The following is a 13,848-nucleotide window of genomic DNA, read 5'->3' as shown; positions in this document are numbered from 1 at the left end:
CCCCTTAAATCAAAAATGATTAAGGGGAGTTTTTCATATGCGATGAAGTTATAGTTCGGATTTCACTCGAACAGAAACATTATTTTTAATTATATTTTTGACATCTTTAAAGCTAACAAAATTGTTACTTTTCTCATCCCAAAGACGGAAACGTAGTGATTGTAAGCTTGTAGCAAGCGTAATCGTTGGTACATTTTTTAACGGAAGCGTATTATTGTGTGCCTCTTCTAGTTTATAGTTAGGTACTCTTGGACTTAAATGGTGAACATGATGGAATCCAATATTACCAGTTAAGAATTGCAAAATTTTTGGAAGCTTATAAAAAGAACTTCCTTCCACTGCCGCTTTCACATATTCCCAATCTTTATCCTCTTCAAAATAAGAATCCTCAAATGTGTGCTGTACGTAAAACAGCCAAATACCTATTGAGCCTGCTATTAAGAATATAGTACCATGTACGAAAAGGAACGATTGCCATCCGATTGCCCAGCAAAGTCCCCCTATTAAAGCAACGATTAATATATTCGTCAAATAAGTATTCATACGTTCTTTCTGTCTTGCACCTTTTCGGTTAAATCTATTTTTAAGCAAGAAAACATAAATCGGACCTAATCCAAACATAACGAATGGATTGCGATATAAACGATATGCTAAACGAAGTCTAAATGGTGCAGCTACATATTCATCAACTGTAAGCGTCCAAATATCCCCTGTACCCCTCTTATCCAAATTACCACTCGTAGCGTGGTGAATAGAATGCTCATGCCCCCATTGATCAAATGGGAATAAAGTTAAAACACCCATACATGTTCCAACTATTCTATTTGCACGTCGACTTTTAAAAAAGGAATAATGGGTGCAATCATGAAAAATAATGAAAATTCGTGTCATAAATCCAGCGGCTAACAGAGATGGAACTAATGTTAACCAATAAGAAACTGACAAACTTTTATAAGCAAGGTACCATAAAATAATAAATGGAACTATTGTGTTGATAAGTTGCCAAACACTTTTTTTAATCGTTGATTTTTCAAAAGGAGCAACTTGTTTTTTTAAATTTTTAGTATTTTGTAAGGTCATTTTTCTAATTCCTTTCCTGTATGTTGCTAATTCATATTATAGCATACTATTAGTATCAGGTGTTATGTGTAGATATAATAAATATTTTACACAATGAAAATCTCTTTTTTCTTACTCATTTCTTACAAATTACTTACGTCCAAAATAGCTTCTATAATAATAAAGAAGGAGCATTTGTGCCGATAATTCGAGTTTTTTTCCAATAAATACATAAAAAAACACAGTGCTTTTTCACATCTGTGTTTCTTATTTTCATTCCAATGAAAACCAAGTAACTTTAGGATTTATACTTTTTTGATAAAAATAACAATTACATACATTCTATACTATATAATCTATGGGTTTACCATATTACTCACTATTTTCATTATTACAAGCTAAAAGTGGTTCGTACATCATTATAGCGTGATTCTCCGTTACATATTGATCTTCTATAAACTGCTTCTGTTGATTATATACTCTGCGTTGAATCACATTATGTCGTATATAACCACCCCAGTATGCAGGCTGAATGGCGTGTTCTTTTTCATAAACTTCATATTGATAAAGTTGCGGATACATTGTTCTCCATTCACCAACTAAATATTTCTCTGTCATATAAAGGTGAAGTTGATATGGTTGATCCGTGTCATTTTTAATTTGCAAATCCAAATAATTATAAGAGCACGTCGCTCCACTTCCAAACGGCTGCGTTCGCCTGGAATCAGGAAAGACATCAAAGCTATGACGATATCGCTCCGTTACTGTCAGCGGTGTATGTAAAGTCATCCAATATATTAAATTTGAAAGCTGACAAAGGCCTCCTCCAATACCTGTTTGAAAAGATCCGTAGTGTAAAACCATACCTTCTACATACCCTTTTTTCCTCGTAGGCTTACCTATTAAACGCCAGTAAGAAAATGTTTCTCCCGGTCTAATGACGATACCATTAAGTTTTTTAATAGCAATTTTTAAATTAACAACCTTATTGTTTTGATACCACATATCTACATCCTTGAGCTTCCGAAGTAGTATTGTTCGGTGCTGAATTGCTGTACATGGCAGCTTTTCTTGTTGGAACCTTTTTGCATATGTTTTTCCGTCTACTAACCACTGAATGTACCTCTTTGTAGAGTAATACCATGTCCCTACTATAATGCGATACTTAGACCGCTGCTTAGGACGTAATTTCACTATATTCATTTTATTCCCTCTCTCTTTCATATGCTGCCATTTCCGTTATTACCCCGACAATTGGTTTCCATATTCACCTGCACAGCATTGAAATACTAATTGGTGCATTCTCTTTTTCTTCAAATAAATTCTAATATACCTCTATTTCAATAAATTGCACTTTTCTTAGTTGCATAATCATTTTTTTTCAATAAATAAAGATTAAATGTACTCTAGTGAAAATTTTATTTTTTGGATTTCTTTATAATTGTGTGAAACTGCGTCGCAATATGATAAATTGAAATAAACACATTATAAATATAACGGATAATTTCAAACAAATAATAATGAAAATTAAAGGAATTCTAAAGTATTAATATATTTTCTGTAAATATTGAGTGATCATACATTACTTATTAAAACTTTACTATATGTATCAATTCTCTATTCTACAAACGAACTTCTTTATTTTAAGAGAAGCATTTTTTTCCTTTCTTGTTTTTATAAGTCTCTTCTGGAAAACTTTGCGGCAGAATCCAAACATCACTATTTACAGGACAAAACACAAAAAATTGCCAACCAGTTCGCTTAGCAAGGTTAACTAGTTGGCAATTTTTTAACGAGAATGCTTTACAAATAATTGAATTGCTTCTTCCGATACATAGAACTTCCCATTACTCTCTACAATAATACTTCCTAATTCATACTCTTTATCATTAATACGAATTATATTTTTATTAACACTTAATTGAGCTTCCACTTTATTACAATTCACTACAAGCACTGGGTTTGCTATATCCGTTTTGTCAATTGATACAGTGGCACCAATGCTCTTAAAAGCTTGTTCACTCTCTAAAAATATTTTATTTGTTACTTCTTCTAAGTTAAAGCCCATTGCTTTCGCCATCGTCTTCGCAATGTCTGTATTTTGGATTAAACCTGCTGGCTTTTGTGGTCCATAAGAGTATAAGAATACATCCTCACCTGTATGTCCTCCTGTCGTGAAACCAATATTTGCACGGTTGGCCAATATCGTAGTAAGGATTCGACCTACATCCATTTTCTTTTTTGCCGCTTTTAATTTTTCTTTTTCATCATGAGTTAGATTGTCCAAACCGTATAGTTTAGCTACACCTTCTACATTTGATAAATCAGATTTCAGTTTATTTGTAGTCCCTTCAAGTGTCATTTCCGCCTTTTTCAATGGGTCAATGTATGCAGATACAGGTTTAGTATTATATCCCTTTGTCGTATTCCTATTGCCAATAGAGATACCACTGTTGCCATGGTCAGCTACAGCAATGAGCATCGTATTACCGTCTTTCTTCGCAAATTTTAATGCTTTTGCAACCGCATTATCAAATGCCAATACATCACTAATAATCCCAATTGGATCATTCGCATGGGCTGCCCAATCTGGCTTACTTCCTTCTACAAATAAAAAGAAGCCATCTTTATCTTTTGATAATGTTTGAATTGCTTTTTCCGTCATTTGAGAAAGTGTCGGTTGCTCTGGATTTGTTACTTCACGATCCATATCGAACGCAAGGGCATTATGTGAGAAAGAGCCCCAAATTTTATCAGATTTAGAGTTCAATAATGCATCTTTTGTTTCAACTAAGTCGTATCCTTTATCTTGAATCACTTTAACTAAATCTTCACCATCTTTACGGATTCCATTTCTTTTCACAGGCTGTAGTGCTGCTTTTCCCCCGCCTAATACGACATCTATATTTTGATACACTTGCTGCTTCGCAATTATGTCAAAATGCTTGCGGTTAGCATGATGGGCAGAGAACCCAGCAGGAGTAGCATGTTGAATTTCAGATGTAGCAACAATTCCAGTTGCGCGACCAGAGCGCTTTGCACCTTCTAGAACGTTCGCAACTGGCCGCAACTTCTCCTCTTCTTTAATTGGTTTTAAGCTAGGTGAATTCACAATAGATGGCAATACACCTACATATCCTGAATTTGATTTATTCCCTGTTGCTAAAGCTGTAGCTGCTGGGGCTGAGTCTGTAATAGCGGATTCTGCTGAATATGTGCGAACACCTCCTGTTATGATTTCATCTAATGCAAGCGGTGCCCCTTTATACAAGCGAGCTAACGTTGTTGCTGAAGAGCTCGTTCCATCCATAACCATCATAATTATATTTTTTGGTTGATGCTCTACTTGTTCCACCTTAGCTTCGGCCGCCTGATCATTCATCATGCTTTCAGTACTTAATACACTTAATGTTACAGTTGATACTAATAATATCCCCTTCACTTTTTTACTCAATTTCATCATTTTTGTTCCTCCATAAACTTTACATTCATTTATATACAAGATCCAATTTCCCATTACGTTTATACAAAACTTATATATGTTCTTTTTTATTAGTTCCCTATTGTCATAAAGCTAACAACAATTACCGTCACTTTCGTTCATTAATTAAATAATGTTATATGTCACAGCCCTATATTCTCTACTATTAAAGTGTCATTATTCTCTTCATCATATAAAAATTTGTTTATCAATAAAAACACGATTAAATGAAATAAAAATTTATTGTTAAACAATAAATTACATGTTAAATTATATAGATAATAATTAAATGAGGTGCTTTTTATGAAACAAGGATCAACACTCTTTTTAAAGACGGCTGTTATTCTTATGGGAATTCCTGTTCTTGCTATGTGCATTTTTTTAGTTCCTAAAATAGGGAATTTCGCTGCAGAATTATATCCTGATATTGCATATATTAAATATCTTGTATTTATCAACTTATACGCAACAGCAATACCTTACTATTTCGCACTGTACCAAACGTTTAAGCTGTTAAACTATATTGACAAAAACAACGCATTCTCAAAATTGTCTGTAAAATCATTGAAAAATATTAAGAAAAGTGCATTAACAATTAGTGTATTATATGTATTAGGCATGCCGCTTTTCTATCTCGTGGCAGAGAGAGATGACGCCCCGGGCATTATTATTATTGGAATGATTATGATTTTTGCTTCATTGGTTATCGCTGTCTTTGCTGCCGTTCTCCAAAGACTATTAAAAGATGCTATTAATATAAAATCAGAAAATGATTTAACGGTCTGAGGTGAATAATATGGCAATAATAATTAATATTGATGTAATGTTAGCGAAAAGAAAAATGAGTGTAACAGAGCTTTCGGAGAAGGTTGGAATTACAATGGCTAACCTTTCTATTTTGAAAAACGGAAAAGCAAAAGCGATTCGATTTTCAACTTTAGAAGCAATTTGTAAAGCATTAGAATGCCAACCAGGAGATATTTTAGAATATCAACCTGAAGATACCGAATAAAAAGAGTCCTTCTCGTATGAAGGACTCTTTTTATTGCACATTACGGTGCGAAATTAATTTGACCAGTAAACAATAAGATAATCGTGATGATCCAAAATATAAAAAATGATGAGGACAGTATGAATGAAAGAATACCTATCCCCTTCTTCTCTGTTTTTTTCGTCATTATAATTATGGAAAGTATGATACCTACGCCTGTAAGAGCAATAGTAATATAATCTCCCACTATATTACCCGCATTCGCTATCCTCGTTGGAGTTATAAAAACGAATAAAAGACATAAAATTCCGATAAGTAAAGATATATAGCTTATTATACTGTACTTCTTTTTGGGGACTATTTCGATTTTCATCATAACCCACCCCTTCTGTATAGCTATGATTTCATACTAGCACGAATAACCATAATTTGGTTTTATTTTACCGCCTATAGTGCTTTTATTGAGTTAATTTCTTTTTAATACTTTTTTAAAAAAGTATATTGGACCTACTACCAGATATGCTGGGTTTGATAAGAAAGTCGGCTTCTTACCTTCAATTGCATGACCTACAAATTGAAAAATCCATCCTAATATAAATAGTGATAGCCCTAATTTCCAATTCACGAATAAAATGAATATAGAAGTGATAATCGTAGGAATACCAATAAAGTGAAAAAATTTATTCATTGGATGTTGATGGTCGTCTCGATATTTTTTAAACATTTTTTGAAAGTCCATATCTTACCCCCTCTCCATTATTAAAAATCTTATTTTAATTTGAAACTAACGAAAGTAAATTTTCTTCTACTAATGTATATGCAGGTGTACCATGAATAACCTATACAGCCAATCTTTTTAAAGAAACTAATAAAGCTCTTGAAAAAGCTTCTGAAATAATTAACCTACTACATACAAAACATAGAAAATAACCTCTACTTTTTGTATGAAAAGTAGAGGTTATTTTCAAACCATTTATAAAGAAACCTCTCTATCAACCACTATCTTAAAAAATTCCGAATAATGTGCCAAAGAATAATCCGATACATCACAAATCCCTTGAAACATGCATGTTGAAATACCTAATTCCTTTGCAGGTAATAAATCTAACTCTCTATCTCCAATAGCTAAATCAATATTGTACTTCCTATGTAAATGATCATACGCTAAAGAATTCGGTTTTCGAGGGAAACCATCGTCAATTGTAACCATATCGACGAAATATTTGTCCCATCCGTAATATTTTAAAATTTCCATAACCCCTGCTTTATGTTTATGGGTCATGATTACATTTTTATCTGCAAATTTCAAAACCTTTTCGACACCAGCAAAAGGCTTCATATCTTTTGGAGTAAATTTCTTCTTCAAAATTTTAATCTTTTCTTCCTGCTCACATGAAATATTATAATAATGAATTGCGTGAGAATATGATATTTTCAAGTTTTTGTATATTTCTTGTTCATCTACTGTATCACCTAATATTTCAGAAAGCATCTTCGTATATGCAGGATACGTATCAAATAACGTCCCATCAAAATCCCACAAAATATTCATTGTATTCACCCTTCTATTTTCGAATCATTGTATGACTAAATCCGCCCTATCCTTCGGCAATTCCATTTCTAAATAATACTCCTCTGCTTTCCAATACCTGTTTTGAAACTTTGAAAGTTTCTTTTGTGTCTCTTCGCTTTCACGCTGAAACCTTGTTTCCCTTGGACAGTCCAAATACACCATATAATGAAAGAAATCTCTCCATTCTTTTCGCTGTAGAAAAACTCCTTCAATTACAATTACACCTACAATAGGGATCTGGACTTTTTTCATTTCACATGAATCTGTATCATCATAATAGAAAGGCAATTTCAATTTCGTTTCATGTTGTAGCTTTTGAAAAAATTTCTGCCGCAAGTATGCAATATCCCACTGTAAATAATAGTACTCATACCATTCTTCATATCCTGTATGATAGCGTTTATTACGCTCCACTATATGATCATCAATATGGAAAATATGAAACGGAATGCCTTCTTGTTTCATATTTTCTTTTAATTTTGTTGCGAATGTTGTTTTTCCTGAACGACTTAAACCATCTATTCCGATAATGAATCGGTTTTCTCTATGTTTCTTCATTATACTTATAATTTCACTCGTACTCATTGCTTCTTCCACTCTTCTTTTAATAAAGAAAATAAAATGGTATCATGAGCAACTCCATTTTGAATCATATGTTTTCGAAGTAATCCCTCTTCTTGAAACCCTGCTTTTTTTAGCAATTTTTGAGAAGCTTCATTTTCCACATATACGACAGCAGCGATTCTTATGAGCTGTAACGTTTCAAATCCGTAAGTTAAGATGGCTTGTAATGCTTCGGATGCATATCCCTTTCCCCAATATATATCATCTAATTCATAACCAATTTCAGCTCGTTTATGATGATTGTTAATTAAATGAAATCCGCACGTTCCGATTAATTGGTCCGTCCCCTTTTTCTCTATTCCCCAGCGAAACACATTGCCTTCTTCATAACGATTTTTAAACGTTTGAATCGTTGTTTTCGCTTGCTCAATATTTTCGAAAGAATCCATTCCGAAATAACGTATAACAGATTCTTTCGAAAAATATTGGAACATCATTTCTGCATCTAATAGTGTAAGTTCTCTTAAAAGTAAACGTTCTGTTTCTAATTTCGGAAATCCCATCTCTTTTTCTCCCTCTATTCTAATGAACTGCAAATTTCAATATAATTTCCATCTGGATCAGCAATATAGGCAATTGTTTGTCCCCACGGTTTCACAATTGGTTCTACTAAAACTTTAATGCCTTGCTCTCTGAATTGCTCAATTGTTTCTTGTACATTCTCAACTAAGAATCCTAATTCGAAGTGAGAAGATTGTAATTCACCTTCTGTAAGCGGTAGTCCTGTTAATTCTTTCACGTCTTCTCGTGTATTCATCGCTAATATTGTAGATCCAGTATTAAATTCAATATATGTACCATGCTCAGCTTTTATAGGTAACTGTAAAGTATCTTTATAGAATCTTAAACATTCTTCAAACTTTTCTACATATAAAATGATGTATTTCATTTTTAAATTCATGTTACATCCCCCCTTTTGTATTCATCCCTAAAAATTCGACAAAAACTACAAAAAACCTTGTTCTTCCTACAAATGAACATAAAAAAATGAGGCCGATTTCTCGGCCTCCCAGCTTATTGGCATAAAACAGGAGATTTGGTTTGGACATAACCAGTTCGTACTTTTATTATATTTTATTTTTTCTGAATTTTAAATACTTTAAACACCTATTTATATTGAGAAAGTTTTTTACTTGCATAAAATTATATTGTTTAAGAAATGCTACAAATGGAGGTGTATACATATGGAACCAATGCTTTGTCCAAGCTGTAAAACAAATCGTACTCGCTTTAACATTCTTGAGCAACAAGTAAAACCAGTAAAGTTAAATCCTCAAACTGGTCAAGTAGAAGAAGAGTATACTAATGAAACGATGAATGCTTTTCATATGGCTTATCAAGGACCTACATACCGAGTCCAATGCGCTGTATGCGGACTTGTTGAAAACCCTGAACAATTTATTAAACCTGCTCAAAATCAGTCTTTCTCATAAAGTGAAACTTTAATCAGTGGAGGTTTTGTTCATCTCCCACTGATTATTAGCCTTCACCAATCGGGCTTTTACGGGTAGTTGATCCCCCACCTAACTTTTTTGCTTTCGCTGAATTTTGAGGTGGGGTTCTTACTGCCCGTTAATGCGGGATAAAATATTGTTAATCAGTAGTTCCTTATTTATGATTTTTTAGGTATTGTTACGGGATACTCCATCTACAATTGTTCGTTCTATACCTTGAATACACATATTTTTATTGTGTAAAAAATAGCGAACAAAAATAAAAATATATAAGAATTAAAGAAGATAATTCCCATATCCCCCTTCTTTAATAATTCCACTCTTTGTTACAATATTTCCTTTTTCAACTGTTTAATCTTCCAAGTTATATTAATAAATATATATAAATACATACAACCTATAAACCCTACCATACCTTTAAATATATAAGGAATTCTAGATTCTGATGGTCCAAGAAAACATAAGTAAAACGTTGGCATTATCGTTACAAACACAATTACAAAGAATAGTAATAACTCATTTAGTTTTTGTATCCTCGTATCCTTTTCTGAATATATATCAGGCAACTCATTTTCTTCTTCTACTTCTTTACAAAAATAATTCCATTTTGCAAAACTCGTTACATGTTTCCATCCACACATTTCATATATATCAATATATTCTTGTTGTTTTTCTTTTGAATCTTTATAATCCAATCTAAAATCCGCTTTATATACTACATCTTTCGGCTCAGTTTTCTTAAACGTATACATTACATTATACTTTTGTAAAGCCCAACCTTTTTGATGCATTTTTCTTAAAAAGTCTTCTTCTTTTTCTAAACTCCATACCGCGAAAGGTTTGAATATCCTCTTTGTCCCCATCTTCCATTCACTCCCCTAATATACTGTTTCCATTTCTTACAGATCTCTGTAACCTGTTATATTCTAGCTCTAACACTTCTCTCCCAAACGACGTTAACTCATAGCACTTCTTTCTATCTGTAGAGGCCACTTCAACAATTAACTTCTCTTTTAGTAACTTCGTCGTATTCCCATATAAAGTACCAGGACCGAGCCTTACTTCCCCTTTTGTCATCTCTTCCACCATTTGCATAATTCCATATCCGTGCATTGGTTTCACTAATGACAAAAGTATGTAATACGTCGCCTCTGTTAACGGAATATATTTTTGTGCTTTTGCATTCATTATACCTACCTCCGATACATCGTCTTATGATATATCGACTGACGATATATCATATAACGATATTGTATAATCATATTCCAAAATATACAAGTATAATTTAATAATTAAATATCCATTTCTTTAAATTGAAAAATCATACCTATTTTCAGAATAATTTGTTAAAATATAGAAACATTAACTCTTTTATAATGAAAGGAATGATACATATGATTCATACATTAAAAGAAAATATAGGGTGTGTGTTTGTTGGTAAGGAAAATGTTATTGATCTACTACTCGTTTCTCTACTTGCTGATGGACATGTACTACTTGAAGACGTGCCTGGTACCGGGAAAACGTTGCTGGCGAAAACACTTTCAAAAAGTATTGGTGGTAATTTCTCTCGTGTTCAATTTACCCCTGATGTACTTCCGAGTGATGTAACAGGTATTGAATATTTCAATCCAAAAACAAGCGAATTCGAATTAAGACTCGGACCAGTTATGACGAACATTTTACTAGCAGATGAAATTAACCGTGCAATGCCGAGAACACAGTCTAGTTTGTTAGAATCAATGGAAGAACGACAAGTAACGCTTGAAAAACAGTCTACTCCTCTTCCGAAACCGTTCTTTGTTATTGCGACGCAAAATCCAATTGAATCACAAGGAACTTTCCCTCTTCCTGATGCACAGCTCGATCGCTTTTTAATGACAATTGCAATTGGTTATCCGGCCCCAGAAGATGAGTTACAAATGATGCGACGTTTTCGTAACGATACACCATTAGAAAGTGTTACATCTGTTATCTCTTTAGAAGACATTTTAGAAGCGCAGAAACAAGTAAAAGAAATTTTCGTATCAGAACCGTTAGAACATTACATAATTAAACTTGCTCACGCTACAAGAAATCATGATTACATCGCTAACGGTGTAAGCCCACGTGCCACTTTAGCTTTAGTGCGTGCAGTTCAAGCATTAGCCTTTTTACGTGGCAGAGAATATTGTACGCCTGAAGATATTCAATTTTTAGTTCCTTCTGTTTGGAATCACCGTATCGTCTTATCAATGGAAGGTGCATTACGCACGACAAAAAATGAAATTATGCAAAGGATTTTAAAAGAAGTTGATGTACCTGTGGAGATTGAACAAGCATGAATGGTCAACGCGTTGTAACTGTACCTTTATTTTTCCAGCTTCATATTATTCAATTAACTGTGCCAGTCGCGTTACTTTTCACATTCTTTTTCCCGCAACGAATGTTTATGTTTCTCTTTTTCTTCTATTATTTATTTGCGATTTTCATTTATAAATACGTCGCTTTCATAGAGAAAAAGTTTCAAGTTATAAATGAGAAACAGACGACTCGGCTATTTCCTGATGAAACTGGACAATTTTTTATTCATTTAAAAAATGGAGCAAGCATACCACTCGTGAATGGGGTTTGTTATTTTCATTTACATTCATCTCTTATACCGCATAAAGATCAAGGAATTGAACAAATTTCAAAGACATTATTCTCCTTTCCATTTTCACAACCTGCACATTCAGCGCAAAAATGGGATTTAACATTAACTGCGACGAAGCGTGGTGTGTTTCAAATTGAACAGTTCGAATGTGTATTAAAAGATCCATTTCATCAATTGAATGTACATTTACCTATTTTTGATAAATTAAAGACCGAAATTATTGTGTATCCTTCTCCTAAAGAAGTAGCAGGTTTGCAAGAACTTCAGCAACTATTAAATGGTTCATATCGAACGAATTTTTCTTTTTACAATGATGAAACATCTATTATCGGTGTGAAACGATATGAACGTGAATCATTCCGCTCTATTCATTGGAAAGCATCTGCTAAAATGCAGGAATTACAAGCAATACAATATGAACCAGTAAAAAATTATAGCTGGACGATTTGTCTTTCTTTAGCTGCTAATCGCGGGTTTGGTTGGAGAGATGATGTAGAAGAACTTATTTCATATGCAACATATATTTGCCAGTACGCAACGAATCAGCAAATTCCGTTTGAATTGTTTATTAGTGTATTAGCAGAAGGTGGCCCTCTGCACTTACCATTAAACGAAGGACAAATGCATTATGGGAAGGCATTAGAGGAATTGGCACGTATTTCAGATGATAGTACACTTCTTCCGAAACAAGGATTTCTTCACTATGTAACGAGAAAAAGAGAACGCTCGTCTACGATGATTTACATCGGTATACAGAAGAATGAGCTCCCTCTTCTAACGCAACCTACATTTCTCATAAATAATGAAGGGATGGTGGACACAGTTGAAAACTTGGCTCTATCACGTTAATGACTTTATTCTGCTTCTCCTCCTTTCGTTATTAACAGAAAGAGATGAATTTGTTGCTATTGCTCTATTTTTAGCAACAGGCTATATTGGAGTACTTCTTATTCATAAATTCATGAAGAAACGAACGACAGGGTTTGTAATACTATTAATTATTCAAATCATCGGTTGCTCTTTCACTCTACCTTTTTCTCTTTTTGGCACAATTATGTTACCACTTTTCTTCTTTATCGTACATGCAATCGGACCTGGGTATCCGGTGCAAAAGTCGTTAGGCGGTATTTTATGGTTTGTCTTTACAGCTATATTTCATGCCCCTTTTCCACCGTTATGGAAATTATTATTATTAGTTTTACACATTATGATTACATTTTGGCAAACAGGTTCAAATCGTAATCAACAGCTATTACGTTTTACTTCTATTATTGCTATTGGAACAATTAGTGCTTTACTTATTCCGGTATTCCCTTATATTCGTCTTGTTTTTTCTTATATCGTTCAAGTTGTTGCGTTAGGATTCGGATACGCTATCAATCCGTTATTTTCGGCAGCTGCATTAAAAGAAACAGATGATTTTTGGTCGAATAAAGGGAATCTAAAAGATCCTACTATTAAAGATGACTTGGAGCCCCTTCCTTTTGATCCAACTCTTATAAATAGCATTACCATAATAGTCTGTACCGCCATCGCCATTTACATCGTTTGGAAAATAATAAAACATCGAAAACATTTAAGTTTACCAAATATACCTGTCTTTGAATCTACAATTATTACTGATAAAGAAGGAATAGGCCAAAAACGAATGAAGCGATACAAACCACCACATAATGAAATTCGAAAAGAAATTTTCAAGCTGGAAAGTAAATTATCCCCTCCTTTAAACCGGGAACGAGGAGAAACAGTTGAAGTATGGTTAGAAAGAATTCATGATGATGAAGGTATACATATTCAGAGGCATATTATTATAGATGCGTATAATGCAGTACGTTATTCAAATGGTGAAAACATTGTACTTCTGAATGAATTTAAAGAAGAGGTTCATAAGCTTTATGCGTATGAGAAGAGTTTGAAGAAAAAGAAAAAATGATGTATACAAAAAGACTCCTAGTTTTGAACTGAACCCAAAAAATTAGACAAATATATTAAGCAGCTACTAAGGATTGAACTCTGTATTGCACAGGGGAC

The 13,848-nt window shown here is 33.3% G+C and carries 17 protein-coding genes; 6 read left to right on the top strand and 11 right to left on the bottom strand.

Annotation, left to right across the window (positions count from 1 at the left end; genetic code table 11):
* Positions 1-48 precede the first annotated feature (48 nt).
* The 3 genes from desA to JDS92_RS10440 all read right to left on the bottom strand — a co-directional run bounded on the left by desA (position 49) and on the right by JDS92_RS10440 (position 4,522).
* The gene (desA, locus tag JDS92_RS10450) at positions 49-1,080 is read right to left on the bottom strand and encodes a Delta(5) desaturase DesA (RefSeq protein ID WP_199631908.1); all 1,032 of its coding nucleotides are present in this window, start codon (positions 1,078-1,080) and stop codon (positions 49-51) included.
* A 351-nt stretch (positions 1,081-1,431) separates the two neighbouring features.
* Complete coding sequence (locus JDS92_RS10445; protein ID WP_098711513.1) at positions 1,432-2,262, bottom strand: VanW family protein; 831 nt, start codon at positions 2,260-2,262, stop codon at positions 1,432-1,434.
* 586 nt (positions 2,263-2,848) lie between these two features.
* Entirely contained in the window at positions 2,849-4,522 is a 1,674-nt protein-coding gene (locus JDS92_RS10440; protein WP_098711512.1) for an alkaline phosphatase, read from the bottom strand.
* Between the two features lie 321 nt (positions 4,523-4,843).
* Between JDS92_RS10440 and JDS92_RS10435 the strand changes: the two genes are divergently transcribed.
* Together JDS92_RS10435 and JDS92_RS10430 are read left to right on the top strand one after the other, a co-directional pair.
* Entirely contained in the window at positions 4,844-5,326 is a 483-nt protein-coding gene (locus JDS92_RS10435) for a DUF2975 domain-containing protein (RefSeq protein ID WP_098711511.1), read from the top strand.
* Positions 5,327-5,336: 10 nt separating this feature from the next.
* On the top strand, positions 5,337-5,552 hold the full coding sequence (locus JDS92_RS10430) for a helix-turn-helix domain-containing protein (RefSeq protein WP_000974611.1): 216 nt from the start codon (positions 5,337-5,339) through the stop codon (positions 5,550-5,552).
* 40 nt (positions 5,553-5,592) lie between these two features.
* Here JDS92_RS10430 and JDS92_RS10425 read toward each other — a convergent pair whose 3' ends face one another.
* From JDS92_RS10425 to JDS92_RS10400, 6 genes are all read right to left on the bottom strand, one after another.
* On the bottom strand, positions 5,593-5,904 hold the full coding sequence (locus tag JDS92_RS10425; protein ID WP_098711510.1) for a hypothetical protein: 312 nt from the start codon (positions 5,902-5,904) through the stop codon (positions 5,593-5,595).
* Between the two features lie 93 nt (positions 5,905-5,997).
* The gene (locus JDS92_RS10420) at positions 5,998-6,270 is read right to left on the bottom strand and encodes an Mpo1-like protein (protein WP_098137448.1); all 273 of its coding nucleotides are present in this window, start codon (positions 6,268-6,270) and stop codon (positions 5,998-6,000) included.
* 234 nt (positions 6,271-6,504) lie between these two features.
* On the bottom strand, positions 6,505-7,083 hold the full coding sequence (locus JDS92_RS10415) for an HAD-IA family hydrolase (protein ID WP_098711509.1): 579 nt from the start codon (positions 7,081-7,083) through the stop codon (positions 6,505-6,507).
* A 24-nt stretch (positions 7,084-7,107) separates the two neighbouring features.
* On the bottom strand, positions 7,108-7,689 hold the full coding sequence (locus JDS92_RS10410) for a kinase (RefSeq protein WP_098912593.1): 582 nt from the start codon (positions 7,687-7,689) through the stop codon (positions 7,108-7,110).
* On the bottom strand, positions 7,686-8,231 hold the full coding sequence (locus JDS92_RS10405; RefSeq protein WP_098711507.1) for a GNAT family N-acetyltransferase: 546 nt from the start codon (positions 8,229-8,231) through the stop codon (positions 7,686-7,688). The genes JDS92_RS10410 and JDS92_RS10405 overlap by 4 nt, the downstream gene beginning before the upstream one ends.
* A 14-nt stretch (positions 8,232-8,245) precedes the next feature.
* The gene (locus JDS92_RS10400; RefSeq protein WP_087969437.1) at positions 8,246-8,629 is read right to left on the bottom strand and encodes a VOC family protein; all 384 of its coding nucleotides are present in this window, start codon (positions 8,627-8,629) and stop codon (positions 8,246-8,248) included.
* A gap of 283 nt (positions 8,630-8,912) precedes the next feature.
* On the opposite strand from JDS92_RS10400, the gene JDS92_RS10395 reads away from it, so the two are divergent.
* Positions 8,913-9,161: a hypothetical protein gene (locus JDS92_RS10395; RefSeq protein WP_000433610.1), complete on the top strand. Its 249-nt coding sequence runs from the start codon at positions 8,913-8,915 to the stop codon at positions 9,159-9,161.
* A gap of 347 nt (positions 9,162-9,508) precedes the next feature.
* Here JDS92_RS10395 and JDS92_RS10390 read toward each other — a convergent pair whose 3' ends face one another.
* The gene (locus tag JDS92_RS10390; RefSeq protein ID WP_098711506.1) at positions 9,509-10,045 is read right to left on the bottom strand and encodes a DUF2812 domain-containing protein; all 537 of its coding nucleotides are present in this window, start codon (positions 10,043-10,045) and stop codon (positions 9,509-9,511) included.
* A gap of 7 nt (positions 10,046-10,052) precedes the next feature.
* Positions 10,053-10,370: a PadR family transcriptional regulator gene (locus JDS92_RS10385; RefSeq protein ID WP_098711505.1), complete on the bottom strand. Its 318-nt coding sequence runs from the start codon at positions 10,368-10,370 to the stop codon at positions 10,053-10,055.
* 188 nt (positions 10,371-10,558) lie between these two features.
* Here JDS92_RS10385 and JDS92_RS10380 point away from each other — a divergent pair, with 188 nt between their 5' ends.
* Genes JDS92_RS10380 through JDS92_RS10370 form a run of 3 tightly spaced genes read left to right on the top strand, consistent with a single transcriptional unit; the run spans position 10,559 to position 13,750 of the window.
* Entirely contained in the window at positions 10,559-11,506 is a 948-nt protein-coding gene (locus JDS92_RS10380) for an AAA family ATPase (RefSeq protein ID WP_176549973.1), read from the top strand.
* Positions 11,503-12,666: a DUF58 domain-containing protein gene (locus JDS92_RS10375; protein WP_098711503.1), complete on the top strand. Its 1,164-nt coding sequence runs from the start codon at positions 11,503-11,505 to the stop codon at positions 12,664-12,666. Before JDS92_RS10380 ends, JDS92_RS10375 begins: the two co-directional genes overlap by 4 nt.
* Positions 12,641-13,750, top strand: coding sequence for a DUF4018 domain-containing protein (locus JDS92_RS10370; protein ID WP_098711502.1), 1,110 nt, complete (start codon positions 12,641-12,643; stop codon positions 13,748-13,750). The genes JDS92_RS10375 and JDS92_RS10370 overlap by 26 nt, the downstream gene beginning before the upstream one ends.
* The last annotated feature ends 98 nt before the right edge of the window (positions 13,751-13,848 follow it).

It is taken from the genome of Bacillus cereus group sp. N12 (genome assembly GCF_016483575.1).
GTDB lineage: Bacteria > Bacillota > Bacilli > Bacillales > Bacillaceae_G > Bacillus_A > Bacillus_A toyonensis.
The sequence above is the reverse complement of the archived record's forward strand: the minus strand, read 5'-3'. Positions and strand labels throughout refer to the sequence as shown.